This window comes from Vagococcus sp. WN80Y, from assembly GCF_059621045.1.
The window spans coordinates 60,099-77,961 of record NZ_JCAQHY010000007.1 but is presented as its reverse complement, the minus strand read 5'-3'; the positions used below and the strand labels follow the sequence as shown (position 1 = coordinate 77,961).

19 protein-coding genes and 1 riboswitch are annotated in these 17,863 nt (G+C 38.2%); of the genes, 15 read left to right on the top strand and 4 right to left on the bottom strand.

Translation table 11 applies throughout. The features are described 5' to 3' along the window. Window positions 1-979: 979 nt before the first annotated feature. The gene (locus AC5KOD_RS01910) at window positions 980-1,504 is read left to right on the top strand and encodes an NfeD family protein (RefSeq protein ID WP_496912858.1); all 525 of its coding nucleotides are present in this window, start codon (window positions 980-982) and stop codon (window positions 1,502-1,504) included. Window positions 1,505-1,554: 50 nt separating this feature from the next. Next, window positions 1,555-3,012, top strand: a complete 1,458-nt coding sequence (gene floT / locus AC5KOD_RS01905) for a flotillin lipid rafts scaffold protein FloT (RefSeq protein ID WP_496912857.1) — start codon at window positions 1,555-1,557, stop codon at window positions 3,010-3,012. Window positions 3,013-3,053: 41 nt separating this feature from the next. Here the strand turns inward: floT and AC5KOD_RS01900 are convergent, their stop codons facing one another. Next, on the bottom strand, window positions 3,054-3,650 hold the full coding sequence (locus AC5KOD_RS01900) for an FUSC family protein (protein WP_496912856.1): 597 nt from the start codon (window positions 3,648-3,650) through the stop codon (window positions 3,054-3,056). Further along, entirely contained in the window at window positions 3,647-4,291 is a 645-nt protein-coding gene (locus tag AC5KOD_RS01895; RefSeq protein WP_496912855.1) for a hypothetical protein, read from the bottom strand. The genes AC5KOD_RS01900 and AC5KOD_RS01895 overlap by 4 nt, the downstream gene beginning before the upstream one ends. Window positions 4,292-4,450: 159 nt before the next feature. Between AC5KOD_RS01895 and AC5KOD_RS01890 the strand changes: the two genes are divergently transcribed. Beyond that, window positions 4,451-5,431, top strand: a complete 981-nt coding sequence (locus AC5KOD_RS01890) for an aromatic acid exporter family protein (protein WP_496912854.1) — start codon at window positions 4,451-4,453, stop codon at window positions 5,429-5,431. Between the two features lie 25 nt (window positions 5,432-5,456). On the opposite strand, the gene AC5KOD_RS01885 is transcribed toward AC5KOD_RS01890, so the two are convergent. Continuing rightward, a complete protein-coding gene (locus tag AC5KOD_RS01885; protein WP_496912853.1) occupies window positions 5,457-6,410 on the bottom strand; it encodes a Gfo/Idh/MocA family protein in 954 nt (317 codons plus the stop codon). A 175-nt stretch (window positions 6,411-6,585) separates the two neighbouring features. On the opposite strand from AC5KOD_RS01885, the gene AC5KOD_RS01880 reads away from it, so the two are divergent. The 12 genes from AC5KOD_RS01880 to AC5KOD_RS01825 all read left to right on the top strand — a co-directional run bounded on the left by AC5KOD_RS01880 (window position 6,586) and on the right by AC5KOD_RS01825 (window position 17,090). Further along, window positions 6,586-7,131: a hypothetical protein gene (locus tag AC5KOD_RS01880; RefSeq protein WP_496912852.1), complete on the top strand. Its 546-nt coding sequence runs from the start codon at window positions 6,586-6,588 to the stop codon at window positions 7,129-7,131. A gap of 8 nt (window positions 7,132-7,139) precedes the next feature. Further along, entirely contained in the window at window positions 7,140-7,904 is a 765-nt protein-coding gene (locus tag AC5KOD_RS01875; RefSeq protein WP_496912851.1) for a M15 family metallopeptidase, read from the top strand. Further along, window positions 7,904-8,557 carry a glycoside hydrolase family 73 protein gene (locus tag AC5KOD_RS01870; RefSeq protein WP_496912850.1) on the top strand — a complete coding sequence of 218 codons (654 nt, stop codon included), beginning with the start codon at window positions 7,904-7,906 and terminating at the stop codon, window positions 8,555-8,557. Before AC5KOD_RS01875 ends, AC5KOD_RS01870 begins: the two co-directional genes overlap by 1 nt. Before the next feature lie 236 nt (window positions 8,558-8,793). Then, complete coding sequence (locus AC5KOD_RS01865; RefSeq protein WP_496912849.1) at window positions 8,794-9,006, top strand: LPXTG cell wall anchor domain-containing protein; 213 nt, start codon at window positions 8,794-8,796, stop codon at window positions 9,004-9,006. A gap of 197 nt (window positions 9,007-9,203) precedes the next feature. Beyond that, window positions 9,204-9,300: riboswitch (purine riboswitch) on the top strand. 92 nt (window positions 9,301-9,392) lie between these two features. Next, window positions 9,393-9,971, top strand: coding sequence for a xanthine phosphoribosyltransferase (locus AC5KOD_RS01860; protein WP_496912848.1), 579 nt, complete (start codon window positions 9,393-9,395; stop codon window positions 9,969-9,971). A 1-nt stretch (window position 9,972) separates the two neighbouring features. Next, the gene (locus tag AC5KOD_RS01855; RefSeq protein ID WP_496912847.1) at window positions 9,973-11,280 is read left to right on the top strand and encodes a nucleobase:cation symporter-2 family protein; all 1,308 of its coding nucleotides are present in this window, start codon (window positions 9,973-9,975) and stop codon (window positions 11,278-11,280) included. Window positions 11,281-11,427: 147 nt separating this feature from the next. Then, a complete protein-coding gene (locus AC5KOD_RS01850; RefSeq protein ID WP_496912846.1) occupies window positions 11,428-12,567 on the top strand; it encodes a 5-(carboxyamino)imidazole ribonucleotide synthase in 1,140 nt (379 codons plus the stop codon). A 46-nt stretch (window positions 12,568-12,613) separates the two neighbouring features. Then, window positions 12,614-13,909, top strand: coding sequence for an adenylosuccinate lyase (gene purB / locus AC5KOD_RS01845; protein WP_496912845.1), 1,296 nt, complete (start codon window positions 12,614-12,616; stop codon window positions 13,907-13,909). A 90-nt stretch (window positions 13,910-13,999) separates the two neighbouring features. After that, window positions 14,000-14,698, top strand: a complete 699-nt coding sequence (locus tag AC5KOD_RS01840; protein ID WP_496912844.1) for a GntR family transcriptional regulator — start codon at window positions 14,000-14,002, stop codon at window positions 14,696-14,698. 78 nt (window positions 14,699-14,776) lie between these two features. Next, entirely contained in the window at window positions 14,777-15,697 is a 921-nt protein-coding gene (locus AC5KOD_RS01835) for an aldo/keto reductase (protein ID WP_496912843.1), read from the top strand. Between the two features lie 170 nt (window positions 15,698-15,867). Beyond that, on the top strand, window positions 15,868-16,140 hold the full coding sequence (locus AC5KOD_RS01830) for a hypothetical protein (protein WP_496912842.1): 273 nt from the start codon (window positions 15,868-15,870) through the stop codon (window positions 16,138-16,140). A gap of 17 nt (window positions 16,141-16,157) precedes the next feature. Beyond that, window positions 16,158-17,090 (top strand): LacI family DNA-binding transcriptional regulator, encoded by a 933-nt coding sequence (locus AC5KOD_RS01825; RefSeq protein ID WP_496912841.1) that lies wholly within the window; start codon window positions 16,158-16,160, stop codon window positions 17,088-17,090. A gap of 40 nt (window positions 17,091-17,130) precedes the next feature. Here the strand turns inward: AC5KOD_RS01825 and AC5KOD_RS01820 are convergent, their stop codons facing one another. After that, entirely contained in the window at window positions 17,131-17,775 is a 645-nt protein-coding gene (locus AC5KOD_RS01820) for an NAD-dependent epimerase/dehydratase family protein (RefSeq protein ID WP_496912840.1), read from the bottom strand. Window positions 17,776-17,863: the final 88 nt, after the last annotated feature.

Genomic DNA, 17,863 nt, shown 5'->3' with positions numbered 1-17,863 from the left:
TAAAGTAGTTAAGAACAAGAAAATAACGAATAGTCATAGTGACAAAAGGTTTTGAGAAGGGAGTTAATAATGGACGCGACAAAAAGAAGCTGAGACATTTGCCCCACCCTTATTGGTTGATTTTATTTAGTTAGTTGAGTTAGCTAGTATGTCAATTGGACGAAGAGTCCCGAGTAAAGTAACATTTATGATAGGCCAGTAAGTTGTGTCATTAAAAGTGAGAGCCCCAAAAGTAAAAGTGAGTAACCCCAGAGTCTCAGCGTGTTAAAACTGAACGAAGAGTTCCAAGTAAAGTAACATTTATCATGGACCAGTAAATTGCGTCATTAGAAGTGAGAGCCCAAAAAGTAAAAGTGAGTAACCTCAGAGTCTCAGCGTGTTAAAACTGAACGAAGAGTCCCGAGTAAAGTAACATTTGTGATAGGCCAGTAAGTTGTGTCATTAAAAGAGAGAGCCAAAAAAGTAAAAGTGAGTAACCCCAGAGTCTCCGCGTGTTAAAACTGAACGAAGGGTCCCGAGTAAAGTAACATTTTGATTGGTAATTTTAGTAATGTTAGAAAACGTTTTAACTACTGTTGTTTATCGATTGTTAACGATACCATGTTTATGCCTAAATTGCAATGAAATTATTAATAATTTTTTTCATTAACTAATTATCATAATAATGGAGTGGCTAAAAGACATGATTAGTAATAAGTTAAATGTACATTTGGTATAAAATGCATGTTAATTGATTCTTAAAGCCATTATTAATAGCTTTAAATAAAGCGTGTCCATAAGATGGTAGCGTGCAAGAGAGGGACATCAGTTTATTTAACGGTTGTACACGAAAAACATTGCGTTGAGCCTATATAAAGCTTAAAATATAACTAGGTCTAAAGACTGATTTTTTACAGAACTATTACGATTTGACTGTATTTTTATTACAAAGGTTGGTAAAATAGGATAACAGGGTACGAAGAGAAAGGAAGTGAGAATAATGCTAGGAGGGTATCCCTTAGAAACGATTTATTTTTACGCGTTAGTTGTTTGTGCCGGTTTAGCTGTTCTCTTATTTATTTTTGGCGATATCTTTGAATTTGATGGGCCAATTGATCCAATGTTAATCGTCCCATGGGTTGCATTTACGTCACTTTTTGCCTATATTGGTGAGAAATTTTTTGCTGGAAATAGCTTAATTATTTTCTTATTAAGTGCCGGTATCTCGACTTTACTTGTGTTCTTGCTAAATTTTTACATCGTGGTGCCATTACGCAACTCAGAAGCCACTATCTCGACATCTGAAAAGGAGTTAGAAGGTAGAACGGCGACGGTGGTTACACCGATCCCTTTAAAAGGAATGGGTGAGATCCAAATTAAAAGTGTGACAGGTTCTATTACGCGACCAGCAAGTTTTTATGAACCACAAGAAGCAGGAATTGCTAATGGAGATTTGGTACTGATTATTGAAATTAGAGACCGTGTCTGTTATGTAATGCCTTATGAAGAGAGCTTTATCAATTGATTGAAATAGCTGTAAAACAAATGTGTGATTAAAAAGAGGAGGAAAAAAATATGTTGTTTGTACCAATTGCATTAGTTGTGTTTATTCTTTTAATGTTGTTAGTTGTATTTATTACCAAGTATCAAACTGCCAAACCCGATGAGGCGTTAATCATCAGTGGGAGTTATTTAGGAAGTAAGAATGTTCACCAAGATGAGTCAGGAAATAAGGTTAAAATCGTTCGTGGAGGTGGTGCGTTTGTATTGCCAGTCTTCCAACGGTCTAATCGTTTAAGCTTACTTTCTAGTAAGTTAGATGTCTCAACTCCAGAGGTTTATACGGAGCAAGGGGTTCCGGTTATGGCTGACGGAACGTCAATTATCAAAATTGGTTCTTCTGTTGAAGAGATTGCCACAGCCGCTGAACAATTCTTAAGTAAGACACGTGACGAGCTTGAAAATGAGGCACGAGAAGTGTTAGAAGGTCATTTGCGTTCAATTTTAGGGTCTATGACGGTTGAAGAAATTTACCAAAATAGAGATAAATTTAGTCAAAGCGTGCAGGAAGTTGCCAGTGTTGATTTAGCTAAAATGGGACTAATCATTGTATCGTTTACGATTAAAGAAGTTCGCGACAATAATGGCTATTTGGATTCATTAGGTAAACCAAGAATCGCGCAAGTTAAACGTGATGCGAATATCGCGGAAGCAGAAGCGGATAAAGAGACTCGGATTAAACGCGCAGAAGCAGAAAAAGAATCACAAAAATCAGAATTAGAGCGTCAAACAGAAATTGCAGAAGCGTCGAAAGAAAAAGAATTGAAATTAGCGCTATATAAAGAAGAGCAAGACGTAGCGAAGGCGAAAGCCGACCAAGCCTATAACTTACAAAGTGCGCGAGCGCAACAAGAAGTTATTGCGCAGGAGATGGAAGTAAAAGTTATTGAGCGTCAAAAACAAATTGAATTAGAAGAAAAAGAAATCATTCGTCGTGAGAAACAATACGACTCTGAAGTGAAGAAAAAAGCAGATGCAGATCGTTATGCACGTGAACAAGAAGCTCAGGCTTCTAAAGCTCGTGAGGTAGCCGAAGCGGAAGCTGAGAAATTCCGGATTGAAGCAATGGCGGAAGCGAATGCTTCTCAGGTACGTCTGGAAGGTAATGCCGAAGCCGAAGCAATTCTTGCTCGTGGATCTGCCGAAGCCGAAGCGAAACAAAAAATTGCCGAAGCCTTCAAACAATATGGAGAAGCAGCCGTTATGAGTATGGTTGTTGACATGTTACCAAACCTAGTTAAAGAAGCGTCTCAACCACTTAGCAACATTGAAAAAATTACAGTTGTGGATACAGGTCAAGGTGGCGAAGGCAGTGGCGCTAACCGTATTACCAATTACGCGACAAACTTATTAGCCTCATCACAAGAAACATTAAAAGAAACAACAGGGCTAGATTTAAAAGACATGTTAGAAAACATGGCGAAAAGAAATGGTCAAAATGTGGTTAATGTAACTGAATCAAAAGAAGACTAATGAAAAAGCGACTAGGAAAAATTTTCCAGTCGCTTTTTTTGTTAGTTATCTTGTTCTTTTTTTGGGTACTGAGCTAATTGTTCTTTAAGTGTAGCCATTTCTTTTTCTTGAGCTAGAAACGCCTCTCGGTAATCTATATTAAGAGCTGTTTCTGATTTCGTTTCAGGCGGTTTAACAAAGCGATTAACAAGTAGAGCTATCAATGTTCCAATTACAGTGTCCATGATACGAGAGATAGCATATAGAAATGTCTCGTGTTCAGGAACCGTTAAGACAATGATAAAGAGGGTAGCACAAGCTCCCACAATGCCAGGATTAAAATTAAGAGCGTCAGAAAAGATAATAATAAAGATGACAAACAAGGGAATTAGTATTAATTCTGCGTAGAAATTATAGTTGAGCGATCGGTAGATATAGATATAAACCAAGGCAAGACTACCACCCAGTAAATTACCAATGACGCGATAGGCACCAAAATGAATGGTCGTTGAAACATCTTCACGCATGGCAAAGACAGCCGCCAAACAAGCAATTAATGGCGCATCGCGATTGAAAAGCTGGAAGACAAGAATACAAATCATGACCGCTAAAGCTGTTTTAAAGGTACGTAAGCCAAATCTTATGGGACCGGCGATCATTTGTTTTTTTCCTTACTTTGAGCGGCATTTTTTTCAAATGTTTTAATCAAGCTAATGGTGTAGTCAATGTTGGCTTGGGCTTCTTCACTGACAATATCCATTGCGCCATAGGTTCGTTGGATAATTGACAGCTCTTCGTTCATATTGTCTTCTTCCATCGGAAAATCATCGTAAAATTGCTTTTCTTGTGACACACTTGTTTCGAAGTAAACGTTTAGAGAATCAAAATTACTAGTCACAATTTCTAAACTGCGGCAAATTAATGTAAGTTGACTATTATTGACATCAACACCGTTTTTCTTTACGATTCGTTCAAGATCTTTTTTTATGGTTTTGATTTGTTTTTGAGTCTCAGTCATGGTTTGGTGAAGAGTTTGCCTTGTTTCAAGATTGTCGAATACCTCCCCTTCATCATTGGCAAAGAGAGTCATGTCTGGGTCCTCTTCTCTATCAGCTTGAAACGCCTCAGGGATTTCTTCAAGATAACCAGAGAGTTGTTGATAATAATCATTTTGTTCGGTCAAGGCTGCTTTTAAATCAGCAACATTGTTTTTAGCTTGTTCTAGTTCTTCTGTAATACCACAGGCAGTGACGAAGAGTAGTGGGAGTATAAAAAAACTGAACATCCGTTTTTTACTCATGTAAGAATCTCCTTTTTAAGTTTGTTTAGCCTAGCTAAATAGACGTTTCTACAGTCTATCATACCATAAATGTCAAAAAAAATTACCTCTAAGGGTTAGAAAAACTCTCGGTTTATTTGCTTAAGCGTGTTATCCTAGAGAAAGTAGGAGTTGAATAATGTGAAAATTAACATTGGTTTAAGAACCATTAAAACAGCTATTTGTGCGACTTTGGGAATTCTTATTGCTCAACAATTAGGATTACTTTATCCGACGGCTGCTGGGGTGATTGCTATTTTAAGTGTGACTAATACGAAGCGATCCTCTTTTGAGACAGGTTTTTTTAGAATTTGTTCTCTAGCCTTAGCAACCACGGTGGCCTATCTGAGCTTTAATCTATTAGGCTTTAATGCAGTTGCTTTCGGTGTCTACCTATTAGTCTTTATTCCTATAGCGGTCAAAGGCAAGATGTCAGAAGGAATTCCTGTCAGCTCTGTTTTGGTGACTCACTATTTAATGGAAAAAAGCTTAGCTTTAAATTTAGTTGGCAATGCTTTTTCGTTGCTGTTTATTGGGGTAGGGTTAGCGTTGTTGGCTAATAGCTACATGCCGGACATCAGTCAAGAATTGCGAAAAAGCCAACACAAAATTGATGAAAAAATGCGTCAATTATTATTAGGTATGAGCCAATTTTTAGATGAAACAGCAGAGGCCGAGTCCTGCGAGCCACTTTTAGGGCAAGTGGTGGCAGCACTAGTTGAAGCAGAAGAAACAGCCCAAAGGCACGGGGAAAATCAACTATTAACGAATGATGATTATTACTTGAATTATTTTACTATGCGTCGCTTGCAACTGAATGTCTTAAGTAAAATGAATGATTTAGTTAAAACCATCAACTATCATCACGGAGAGACGACTCAGGTAAGGGAATTACTCAAATTTTCCTCGCTTACGTTTGCCGAGGAAAATGACGGTCTGGAAATTCGGAAACGAATCGAAGAAAGCTTGGCTTATTACCGACAGGCTAGTTTGCCTAAAACACGAGATGAATTTGAGAACCGGGCACGTTTATATCAGTTACTCAATGAGTTTGAACGATTTATTGACATTAAAATTGATTATGCTATTAATAATAAAAAAAAGAAACTCTCTTGGGATTAACTCAGAGAGTTTCTTTTTTGCTTAGTTAGTCTTGCCACTGTGCGCGCATCTCATCCATTAAATGCATGACATCAGTTGTCAAAGCGAGTGACTCGTTTGGAAGTCTGCCAGCAATCATTTGAGACATATTGGCGACTTCATAGTTTAAGGCAAGTCCTTCCTCGCCGGCTCGGAACGTTTCTACTTCACCATCCAAATAAGTAATAGTGGCAGTATCAGCCCGTGGATAGTCCGTAATCGTAATAAAGGCTTTTTCAAATGCGACAATCCCTTGCTTTGGCATCTTTGCTTGGAAAGTTAAAGCAACAGTAGCCATCTCGTTTTTCTGATTGCGCAGAATGGTCACAGATTGTTCATCGACACCTGTTGAGAAAGGGCTCATTGTTGAGTGGACGAGTGTTGGCTGTTCTGATAAAAAGAAGCGAACAAAGGATAGAGCGTAAGTGCCAATATCTAAAATAGCACCACCAGCTAAATCTGGATTGAAGAAACGATTACTAGGATCTGCCTCTTTATAGCTACCAAAGGAAGCTTGAATCATTTTTAGTTTTCCGAATTCATTGGCTTCAATTCGGCGTTTAAGTTCAAGATAAAGTGGCATGTTAAAAATAGTCATGGCTTCAGCCAAAATCAAGCCTTTTTCTTCGGCAAGCTTCTTGGCTTCAGTTAGCTCGACTAAATCCATCGTAATAGCTTTTTCACAAAGGACATGTTTGCCGTTCTTTAGAGCTGGAATAATACTTTCCAGATGATGATTATGAGGTGTGGCTATGTAAACTACATCAACTTTAGGATCTGCTAGTAGTTCTTCATAAGAGCCAAAAGCTTTGGTCACCTGATGAGTTTCAGCAAATTTTTGAGCTTTTTCAAAATTTCTCGATGCGGCGCCATAAAGTTCCCCTAAGTTAGGGTCAAAGGTTTCCGCAAATTGGGTGGCAATGGTTCCTAGGCCGATAATTGCCCAACGATAATGTGTCATAAAAGTTTCCTCCTTGAGTGGGTTTTCAACTGTATTGTTTGATTGAACTAGCGATACTGTTAGTATAGCAGAATTGCCTATGACTTGAAAAAAATTCAACTTTTTCTTAATATTAAAGATGAAAGGTGCTTTTTTTGAGTGCCCGATGTAGAATAGAGATATGAGGTGATGGAAAATGCATCAAGCAATGGTAAACATTATTATCGATCGAGTTTTAGGTCAATTTGATTCAGAAAGTCGTTTTTGTAGCGACTACTTAGAGACATCTGCTCAACAATGGGAAGAATGGAAACGCGGCGGCTCGACATTACAGCCAGAGGAAATGCAAAAAATTAAAAGTTTATTTTCTGATTATGAATGGATGTTGATGCAAAAAATTATCAAGCAAACGATTCTGTTTCCAGAGAAACGTAATTATGTGGTAATGGAATACAAACGAATTAAGTCATTGATTGCTAAAAAATGGCTGCAATCAGGTGAAGCAACGGTGGAATTAATTAGTCAAAAGGATACATATTCCAATTCACCAAGGGCTCAAAGGAAAGAGATGATCAATCTGAAAGTTTCGATGGAGTACGGTGTTTGGGGGTATGATGATATCCTTGAGTTTTCTTTACCAGCCGTTATTCAAAAGCAGATTGAGGATTCACCTGTCGATTTACTAGAATGGGTCAATGAAAATCTAACTGATACTTACGTTAAGAATGACAGTCAAGAGTGAGGGCCCAGATGACTAAAAAAGTATTTGGTGTGTTGTCTGTTTTAATAGTGATTTTTGCGGTGATTATTGTTTTGTTTCCGGCTAAGGAGTCTAACAAGAAAAAGACCACGCCGACAAAAGTAACTACTACTAGATCAACAAGTGCTAAGAAAGTCAAGGTGGACAAAGAGTTGCCAAATGTTTCAAGAACTGACTGGCAATTGATATTGGTCAATCAGAACCATCCAGTTAAGCAAGAGCCAACGAACTTGACGGCACTAAAAAATGGGTATCAAATAGATCAACGGATTTATGATGCGTATTACGATATGGAAGAGAGCGCGGCTAAAGCTGGCTTTTCTTTAGTTGTTATATCAAGTTATCGTTCAATTGCTGACCAACAAGTTGTTTACGACCAGGATGTTAATAAGTATTTAGCAACTGGATTGACTCAATCTGAGGCAGAGGCTAAAACACTAGAATATGTTACTTTTCCTGGTAATAGTGAGCATCATACAGGTTTGGCCTTAGATGTTGTTGATCAAGTCTGGTACGATCAAGGAAATGCCTTGGAAGAAGGCTTTTTCGAAACTGACGCTGGAAAATGGGTGGATCAACATGCTGCTAATTACGGTTTTGTGATTCGCTATCCTAAAAATAAGGAAGCTATTACTGGTATTAACTATGAGCCGTGGCATTTACGCTATGTTGGGACAGATAGTGCGAAGTATATGACCAAGAATCAGTTGGTTTTAGAAGAGTATTTGGATGTATTAAAAAAAGCAGGTAGATAATGAAAAATAAACAAAGTAAGCGCCCAGTCAAACGACCTGCTTACAAACGACGAAAGGCAAAAAAGAAATGGCAACAATCTCTCGCTTTTTGGATTGCTCTGACGTTAATTTTAATAGTTGGTTTTATCTTAACTATGTCGTTTTTAAGTGAGCGTTATGAACAACCAGTTGAACTGGCCCAAGAACAAGGTCCACAACCAGAAGAATTTATTGCCGAGATTGCTCCTCATGCTAAGGTAATTCAAGAGCGACATCACATATTACCAAGTATTATTTTGGGACAAGCAATTCTTGAATCAAACTGGGGGCAAAGCCAATTGGCAGCAAACTACTATAATTTATTTGGAATTAAGGCTTATGGCGATAGTGAAAAGGTTAAGTTAGCTACTAGCGAATTTGTGGATGGTAAGTGGATTGAAATCAATGCAGATTTCCGAGTCTATCCTAATTGGCAAGCGTCGATGGACGATCATGCTCTTTTGTTTGTGGAGGGAGTAGACTGGAATCCAGCTCTTTACCAAGGCGTTATTCAAGCGAAAACATATCAAGAAGCAGCACAAGCGCTTCAAGATGCGGGCTATGCGACTGATCCTGATTATCGTCAAAAAATAGTGGGTGTCATCGAATCTTATGGGTTAAGTCAATATGATTAAAAAAGGAGTCGAGGCGTCGCTTAAAGGCTGACGCCTTGACTATTTGTGTTTCTTAGGTAATAGAAGTAGCTCAGGTGAGATTATTATTTTATTGATTTTTTTAGGTCGTTTATTGAACAAAGCGTATTTCATGGTATAATAAATTGTCTGCAAATCTTTTTGTATAAAATAGTTATGAGCAGAGAGGCTAATCGCATGAGGTTAGCAGGGCAGAACAGTCAGAAGGAGTGAATTAAATGAGAAAAAAACTAATATTTTTTAAACGTGTTATCAGTAGTATAGTGCTATCGGTGATGTTAGTTATGAGTAGTTTGGTAGCTGAGGCCAGTAGTGTTGGACAAGCTTTGCCGCAAACTGGGGAAGAAATGGCTAAAACTGGTTTAGTTATTGTCGGCATTATTATCGTGATTGTTATTATCATCATATTGATTCGTCGAAAAAAGAAATAAACAGCTAGAGGGCGGGACAAAGTTCCTGCCCTCTATTCATTTCACGACTAATATGTGACAAATAACTTTTGAGGCACCTCTTTAGCCACAAGTGTTAGCTCTTTCATTCTGTTAAAAACTTAATATTATCATGAGAAAAGTGAAGATTATTAAGAATTCGCTTGAAATAAAGATGAATATGTTAGATAATTAAGAAAACTTATTGAAAATTACAAGCTTATATATGACCATAATTGGCTGGTCGTCTCTACCTAATGCCGTAAACATTAGACTATAAGCAGAAAATAGGGATTGTTGACCTTTTTTTGCTATGGAGAAGAATAGTGGAAAAAGGTTTTTTTGTATTTTTATAAAGTTAAAGGTAGCGTAAATTTAAGGAGGACAAGATGGAGAAATTACAGAACAGAATCAAACAAGATGGCACAGTTTTAGGAAATGGCGTACTAAAAGTCGATAATTTTTTGACTCACCAAGTGGATCCAGCGTTAATGCAAGAAATTGGACAAGAATTTGCGGAGCTATTTAAAGGTGAAACCATTACAAAAGTTGTGACAATTGAAGCCTCTGGTATAGCGCCAGCGATGTTCACAGGCTTATATTTAGGTGTTCCGGTAATTTACGCTCGAAAAGCAAAGAGTTTAACAATGAAAGAAGAGTTGCTAACAGCTGAAGTGTACTCATTTACTAAGCAAATCACGAGTAATGTGTCGATTTCGCAGAAGTTTTTAAGTGAAGAAGACAATGTCTTAATTATTGATGATTTTTTAGCGAATGGTCAAGCGGCTCTTGGGTTAGTTGAATTATGTCGTCAGGCGGGTGCCAAGGTTAACGGAATTGGTATTGTGATTGAAAAGTCTTTTCAAGATGGTCGTGAACTACTGATTAGTAAAGGATTACGAGTAGAATCATTAGCGCGTATCGCATCATTAGAAAATAACCAAGTGACTTTTGTGGAGGAAGATTAAAATGGAAAAATCAGGTAATGGTAAAGCAGCAGTATTGGGGCTACAACACTTATTAGCGATGTACGCCGGAGCTGTGGCAGTTCCGCTTCTAATTGGTCAAGGCTTAGGCTTTAATTCAGAGCAAATGACTTACTTGATTTCAATTGATATTTTTATGTGTGGCGTTGCGACGTTACTACAGTTGACGGTCAATAAATTTTTTGGTATTGGCTTGCCAGTTGTTCTTGGTTGTGCAATCCAAGCTGTGTCACCCCTAATCTTAATAGGGTCGACTAAAAGCATTGGTGCGATGTATGGGGCAATTATTGTGGCAGGAATATTTATTGTCCTTATTTCTGGCGTTTTTTCTAAAATTGAAAAATTTTTTCCACCAGTTGTTACTGGAACGGTTATTACAGTTATCGGTTTGACCTTGATTCCAGTTGCAATTGAAAAAATTGGTGGTGGAAGTCAGGCGGCAAAAGGCTTCGGTGATCTAGGAAATATTGGGCTGGCTTTCTTGACAATTGGATTGATTTTAGGTGTGCAGGCTTTTGGAAAAGGTTTCTTCCGTTCTATCTCAGTTCTAGTTGGATTAGTTGGTGGGACTCTTGTTGCTTTGGTAACTGGTATGGTGAATTTTTCTGCTGTAAAAGAAGCTACTTGGGTGCATTTACCGCAACCTTTTTACTTTGGAATGCCAGAATTTGATTTGATATCTATCCTTTTAATTATCATTGTGTCCATTGTTAGCATGGTTGAATCGACAGGTGTTTATTTTGCTTTAGGAGATATTACTGGTCAAAAAGTAGGAAAAGAGGAGCTAAAAAAAGGGTATCGAGCAGAAGGGCTAGCAGTTATTTTAGGAGGAATTTTCAACACATTTCCATACACAGGCTTCTCTCAAAATGTTGGCTTGGTACAATTATCAGGTATTCGCTCAAGACGTCCGATTTATTTTTCAGCCTTTTTCTTAATTGCTTTAGGCTTACTGCCAAAGGTTGGAGCAGTGGCACAAATTATTCCCGAACCTGTTTTAGGGGGAGGAATGTTAGTAATGTTTGGTATGGTGGCGGTTCAAGGGATGAAGATGTTACTTAAGGCAGACTTGTCTAACGAAAAGAATCTATTGATCATTGCAGTTTCAGTTGGCTTTGGATTAGGCTTTAATATTGTTCCAACTGTCTTTTCTCAGTTCCCTGACGCATTACAAATGTTTACTGGTAATGGGATTGTGATGAGTAGTTTTACAGCAATTATTTTGAATATTATTTTTAATCATGGAAAATTAACTGAAAGCGACGCTGCTGTAGCTAACAAAACAGCTTAAGTTTTGGGTGAGAGGTTTAAAGAACTTGTCCAAAGAATCTTTAAAAGTTGACTGAAAGTTTTGACACCGCGCCTTGCCATTGTTAAACTAAAGAGGTAAGGTGGGTGTTTTTGCCTTTAAAAGCTTTAAAGAAAGCAGGGGATGATGTTGTCAGAATTATTTATACCTGGCCAAACAATCGGAATTATCGGTGGCGGACACTTAGCTCGTTTACTGACACTATCAGCAAAATCAATCGGGTTTCATGTGGGAATTTTAGATCCCGAACAAGGTTGTACAGCTGCTGAGGTAGCTGATTGGCAAATTGTCGCAGAGTTTAATGACCAACTGGCAATGGTTCGGATGGCTGAAAAATGTGATGTCTTAACATTTGAACATTTGGACAATGATGTTTCATTGATTCGCCAATTAGATGGACTTGTCTCGATTCCGCAAAGCTTAGAGTTGTTGGAATTTCCTCAAGACCGCTTACTAGAACGTACATTTTTAGATGCTAGCAATATTAATATAGCGCCATATGCTCAAATTAATCAAATTTCTGATATTGAAAAAAATATCGAAGCGATTGGGTTTCCATGTATTTTAAAAGGAGACAGGGGGAAAGGGACACAAGAAAGTCAACATATCATGAACCGTCTGACGGATATTCGTGGGTGTTTGCCGTTGATTAAAGAAGGGACCTGTATCCTTGAGGCAATGATTCCCTTTGAAAAAGAAATTACCGTAATGATTGTTGGGAATGGGAATCACGACTATTCTAAATTTCCGATTGTTGAAACTAGGTATCATCAAGGCGGTGGATTTGCTCGTGGTATCGTACCAGCTGAATTACCTGGTGAGATTATCGAAGAAGCCTACCGAATTGCAGATGATATTGCCGTGACACTTAATGTACAGGGGATCTTAACAATTGAGATGTTCATAACTGAGACTGGTATGATCTATGTTAATTCCTTATCGCCAGGTCCTCATAGTGCAGGGCACTATTCGTTAGAGGCAAGTAATATGTCACAGTTTGACGCCCATATTCGTGGAATTTGTGGCTGGCAATTACCAGATATTAAGTTGTACAGCTCAGCTATTATGTTAAATGTAGTAGGCGATCAATTAGTTGAAACAATTAGCTACATTCCGTTTGAAAAAAATTGGTATCATCATTATTATGGCACAACCTCGTTGAGTCAGTCTGATACGGTCGGCCATATTACGATTTTAACAGATGATATTGACTCAGAGTTAACACATATTGATCAGCTTCAGATTTGGGATCGTGAGGACTTGGATTGATTCCTTGGAGTCAATTTGAAGAATAAAATTAGAGGAGACTGAGTGAATGATTGAACGTTATACCCGCCCAGAAATGGGAGCTATTTGGACAGATGACAACCGTTACGATGCTTGGCTAGAAGTAGAAATTTTGGCTTCTGAGGCTTGGGCAGAGTTAGGAGAAATTCCCCATGAAGATGTGGTAAAAATCAGAGAAAACGCATCGTTCGATGTTCCTCGTATTTTAGAGATTGAGCAAGAAACTCGTCATGATGTAGTGGCTTTTACGCGTACAGTTTCTGAATCATTAGGGAATGAAAGTAAGTGGATCCATTATGGTTTGACAAGTACAGACGTGGTTGACACGGCTTATGGTTATTTATTGAAGCAGGCAAATGATATTTTACGTCGTGATCTGAAAGCATTCACTGAGATTATTGGTGAAAAGGCTAAGGCTCATAAATACACTGTTATGATGGGAAGAACTCATGGGGTTCACGCTGAGCCAACTACTTTTGGGCTGAAATTAGCTTTATGGTATGCAGAAATGACTCGAAATATTGAGCGTTTTGAGCATGCTGCAAAAGGGGTAGAAGCGGGAAAAATCAGTGGTGCTGTTGGAACTTTTGCTAATACACCACCAGCGGTAGAAGCCTATGTTTGTGACAAATTAGGGATTCGTGCTCAGGACATTTCTACACAGGTTTTGCCTCGTGACTTACACGCAGAATATATTTCTGCGATGGCGATTATTGCGACGAGCATTGAAAAGTTTGCAACGGAGATTCGTGGCTTACAAAAGTCTGAAACCCGCGAAGTAGAAGAATTTTTTGCTAAGGGCCAAAAAGGATCGTCAGCAATGCCGCATAAGCGTAATCCGATAGGCTCTGAAAATATGACAGGGTTGGCTCGTGTTATTCGCGGTCATGTTTTGACAGCGATGGATAATATGGTGTTGTGGCATGAACGAGATATTTCCCATTCTTCTGCAGAACGGATTATTATTCCTGATACGACGATTTTACTTGACTACATGTTGACTCGTTTTAGCACGATTGTTGAAAATTTAACCGTCTTTCCAGAAAATATGAAGCGCAACATGGCTGCTACGTTTGGCTTGATTTATAGTCAGCGGGTGTTGCTACAACTGATTGATAAAGGAATGACGCGTGAAGAAGCGTATGATTTAGTACAACCAAAAACGGCTTATGCGTGGGACAATCAAACGCAATTCCGTCCGTTACTAGAGGCGGATGAGACGATTATGGCTGCTTTAACTAAGAAAGATTTAGATGAGGCTTTTGATTATAACTGGCACATGAAGCATGTTGATACTCTTTTTGAGCGTGTTGGATTGGTTTAATTCTTCTCAACTAAAGAGCAGACTGGGACTTAAGTTCCAGTCTTTTCTTTTTATAAAGAGTAAAATTTGCTATACTTGGGAAGAGAAGGAATGAAAGAAAAGGGTCGGCTAATGCGAATAAAAAAAACAGAAAAAAAAGTGTATGACTATTTATTGAAGCTGATAGAAGAGGGAACTCTTGGACCTAATAGTAAAATAGTGGAACAGGATATTGGACGAACTCTGGAGGTTAGTCGTTCGCCAGTTCGCAGTGCTTTGCGGCTATTGTCTGAGGCTGGGTATATTAGACTTGAACCATACAAGGGAGCAATTGTAATAGCAAAACAGCTTACGGCGAAAGAATACGTTGAACAATTAAAGGTGTTTGAGTTGTTATTTATTCAATATTTATTTCAGCTTGAAACTAAACTGGCAAGTGTACCGATTAAAGATTTGCAAATAAAGCTCCAAGAACTTGCGACTATCAGCGATCAATTGACGAAAAGTGAACGTGTTGCAGCGGATATTGATTTGATTGAGTTAATTTTGAGTGAACAATCTAATCAGTATTACAAAATGTTAGTGTTGGATATTATGCGCCGAGTCTTGGAGACGGACTTCGCTGAGGAACGATTACCTGAAGAGAGGGGATCATCTTTATTTTTTGTACACTTTAAGCAATTAGTGACTTACTTGGAAGAGAAGAAATATCCAGAAGGGCGCCGCGAAATTCGGATTTTTGTTAATAATTTAACCTTAGCTGTTATAGATAATCAAGATTTAAGAGAATTAAATAAGTATGAATCGTAAGTGGTTACATGTATAATAAAAGTGTTTGATGAGTTAGTTTAATTAATCGCTTTAACCCATTTTAAGGAGGATTTAGTTATGGAATACATTAATCTTGGTGGTAATGAAGATCTAAAAGTATCGCAGGTAGCGCTAGGCTGTATGAGAATGAACAGTTTATCCGTCAACGAGATTACATCGCTACTTGAAACGACTGTTAATGAAGGCATTAACTTCTTTGACCATGCTGATATATATGGTGGTGGAGAGTGCGAAGAGTTATTTGGTAAAGGTCTAGAGAACAGTTCAATTAAGCGAGAAGATATTTTTATTCAAAGTAAATGTGGCATTCGTCAAGGCATGTTTGATTTTTCTAAAGAGCATATTATAGCTTCTGTTGATGGGATTCTTCAACGGTTAAACAGTGATTATTTAGATGTGTTGGCCTTACATCGACCTGATACTTTAGTAGAACCAGAAGAAGTTGCAGCAGCTTTTGATGAGTTAGAAAAAACGGGGAAGGTCCGACATTTTGGTGTAAGTAATCAAAAACCTATGCAGATTGAGTTATTGAAAAAAAGCTTGAATCAGCCTTTACTAGTCAATCAGCTACAATTTGGTATTATGGCAACAGGGATGGTGGATCAAGGCATTCATGTAAATATGAAAGATGAGGCTAGTGTAGATCATGATGGTAGTATTCTTGATTACAGTCGATTACATGATATGACAATCCAAGCGTGGTCGCCTTATCAATATGGATTCTTTGAAGGAGTTTTTCTAGGCAATGAGAAATTTCCAGAGTTGAATACGGCTATTGATACTTTAGCAGAAAAATATAATGTAACTAATACAGGGATTGCAACGGCTTGGATATCTAGACATCCAGCTCAAATGCAAACCATTTTAGGAACGATGAAGGAAAGTCGGATTAAGGAAGTAGCAAAAGCGTCTGACATTATTTTGAGTCGTCAAGAATGGTATGAGATTTATCGGGCAGCAGGCAATATTTTACCATAAAAGTGAGAATAGGGAAGCTGGGACATAAATTCGTTTGTCACATAATATGCGTAAAATAGAGGGAGGGTGAGACTTTGTCACGCTCTCTTTTTTGTTTCAGTTGACATGAGACTGGTTTCATACTTTATAGTTTGGTTATAGAAAGAAACCAGACGAGGGAGGAACCGAAGATGATCGGCAGAATTACCATTCAAACTAATGATATTAGTGAAAATTATCTTGTTCAGGCAGTAAAATGTGAGAATTGGGTTATTTTTCATCAGGAATTTCTAGAAGCGGGGCAGCTTTTCCGTTCAATTTATTTACCAGATATCAAAGAAAGTCTAATGACCGATGATGGGGTTTGCTTTGAGTATGATCAAGAGTATTACTCACTTCAAAATAATCAGAGCTCGTTCTTTCATTTTTTTGAAGAGATGGTTATAATGAACGCAATAGCTTAGTGATAGGGAGGGAAAAAATGGCGACAATTCGAGATATTGCCAAGTTATCTGGTTATTCAGTTTCAACGGTGTCTCGTGTTTTAAACAATCATCCTTATGTAGCAGATGAAAAACGCAAAAAAATCCAAGCAATTATCGAAGACTTGCAGTACATTCCTAACACAAAAGCAAGGCATTTGAGTTATGGTAAATCTTTGAATATCGGAGTAATGATTCCATTGACGGATAATTCATGGTTTGAGCAAACTACAAGTGGGATTATTGATGAGGCTGCAAAAGCAGGTTATACTGTGACCTTTTTACCGACAAACTATGATCTAGAGAGGGAAAAGCATGTATTGACTGAACTTTTGGCTAAGGCCTATGATGGTTTAATTATTTTATCCCGAGCGACTTCTCTAGAGGTGATTGAGACATATGCTCAACAGGCGCCAATTGTTTGTTGTGAAGATACGGGAGAAAATGCTATTTCATGTGTTTATATCGAACGTCAGCAGATGTATCAGCAAGTTTTCGAAAGGATTAAGGTGGAAGGGAAGACACCTGTTGGTTTAACTCTTAGTCGTAGTGAGCGTAAAAGTGCGAGTATGCGGACTACTGTAGAAAGTTTCATAACTGTTTTTGGGAGTTTGGATGAGGCGATTATTGTTCGTGAGTGTCGCACCTTTGAAGAAGGTCTTGCAGCAGGAGAGTTCTTTTCTAAGCAACCTCATCCGCCAAAGCTTATTTTTGCTAATGGAGATGAGGTCGCAGCAGGAATCTATGAGTATTATCAAAAGGGGCAAGGGATTGAGATTATTAGCCAAGGGGATGAGCTATTAAGTCGTGTTTTAAATATTCCAACTATTCTCCATCCTTTAAAGGAGATGGGACGTGTGGCATTCAAGCGCCTATTTGAGACTGAGGTAACAAAAATTCCCTTACAAAGTGAGTGGATTAAACAGAATTGAACGACTTATAAAGACATTCCTAAAAAAAAGAGGGATGTCTTTATAAGTTGTCAGGGGTTAAGCAAGCAGAGTGTGTGGCATGACTCTCAGAAATAAGATGCTTAGCCAATTGAGAGACTTTAATCGGGTAGATAGGACGAAAGAGCGGACTAAGAAGAGGAAGATGAGCTAAAATATAAATAATACTGCCTTCAATCAAAGAAGAAGGACGACTCCTTCCTACAACTAATCCTGGTCTAAAAATGATGATGGGATTAGTTAGTACCGATAGGTAAGCCTCCGCCTGACGTTTAGTTTCAAGATACTCTTTTGCAATCAGTGGTCCACCAGCATTTGCCGATAGAAATAAATAAGGGATTTTGGGATAGTGGCTTACTTGATCGGCGATTAATTGATTTGCCTTAAAGATTATGTCAGCGTAAAAGAGCTTCTTTTTGGGTTGTTCATGTAAAATGCCAATAAGGTTAATAACAGCGTAGGCGTTAGGAAGATAATGATGCCACTGGCTATCAGTGAAAATATCCTCTTTAATCCAGGTGATAAGCGGATGAATACTAAGTTTATGGTTTTGAGGTTGGCCACCTGGCGAGATACTGACAACAGCAATCCCCTGTTTGACTGCTTCTTGACACACAGCTTGGCCAATAAAGCCACTGCCACCGAAAATAAGTAGATGTTTAGTCATAGTAACTCCTTTCTAGGTCATTTATGCTCTCATGATAGCATGATTTATGGGGACTGTGATAGAAAAGGGAACTCTTCTCTTTTTTATC

Coding starts and splice junctions, on each gene's coding strand:
- AC5KOD_RS01825 (WP_496912841.1), top strand. CDS start 16,158: ATGGCGACAATTCGAGATATTGCCAAGTTATCTGGTTATTCAGTTTCA.
- AC5KOD_RS01875 (WP_496912851.1), top strand. CDS start 7,140: ATGACTAAAAAAGTATTTGGTGTGTTGTCTGTTTTAATAGTGATTTTT.
- purB (WP_496912845.1), top strand. CDS start 12,614: ATGATTGAACGTTATACCCGCCCAGAAATGGGAGCTATTTGGACAGAT.
- AC5KOD_RS01835 (WP_496912843.1), top strand. CDS start 14,777: ATGGAATACATTAATCTTGGTGGTAATGAAGATCTAAAAGTATCGCAG.
- AC5KOD_RS01840 (WP_496912844.1), top strand. CDS start 14,000: ATGAAAGAAAAGGGTCGGCTAATGCGAATAAAAAAAACAGAAAAAAAA.
- AC5KOD_RS01885 (WP_496912853.1), bottom strand. CDS start 6,410: ATGACACATTATCGTTGGGCAATTATCGGCCTAGGAACCATTGCCACC.
- AC5KOD_RS01910 (WP_496912858.1), top strand. CDS start 980: ATGCTAGGAGGGTATCCCTTAGAAACGATTTATTTTTACGCGTTAGTT.
- AC5KOD_RS01900 (WP_496912856.1), bottom strand. CDS start 3,650: ATGATCGCCGGTCCCATAAGATTTGGCTTACGTACCTTTAAAACAGCT.
- AC5KOD_RS01820 (WP_496912840.1), bottom strand. CDS start 17,775: ATGACTAAACATCTACTTATTTTCGGTGGCAGTGGCTTTATTGGCCAA.
- AC5KOD_RS01870 (WP_496912850.1), top strand. CDS start 7,904: ATGAAAAATAAACAAAGTAAGCGCCCAGTCAAACGACCTGCTTACAAA.
- floT (WP_496912857.1), top strand. CDS start 1,555: ATGTTGTTTGTACCAATTGCATTAGTTGTGTTTATTCTTTTAATGTTG.
- AC5KOD_RS01860 (WP_496912848.1), top strand. CDS start 9,393: ATGGAGAAATTACAGAACAGAATCAAACAAGATGGCACAGTTTTAGGA.
- AC5KOD_RS01855 (WP_496912847.1), top strand. CDS start 9,973: ATGGAAAAATCAGGTAATGGTAAAGCAGCAGTATTGGGGCTACAACAC.
- AC5KOD_RS01895 (WP_496912855.1), bottom strand. CDS start 4,291: ATGAGTAAAAAACGGATGTTCAGTTTTTTTATACTCCCACTACTCTTC.
- AC5KOD_RS01880 (WP_496912852.1), top strand. CDS start 6,586: ATGCATCAAGCAATGGTAAACATTATTATCGATCGAGTTTTAGGTCAA.
- AC5KOD_RS01830 (WP_496912842.1), top strand. CDS start 15,868: ATGATCGGCAGAATTACCATTCAAACTAATGATATTAGTGAAAATTAT.
- AC5KOD_RS01865 (WP_496912849.1), top strand. CDS start 8,794: ATGAGAAAAAAACTAATATTTTTTAAACGTGTTATCAGTAGTATAGTG.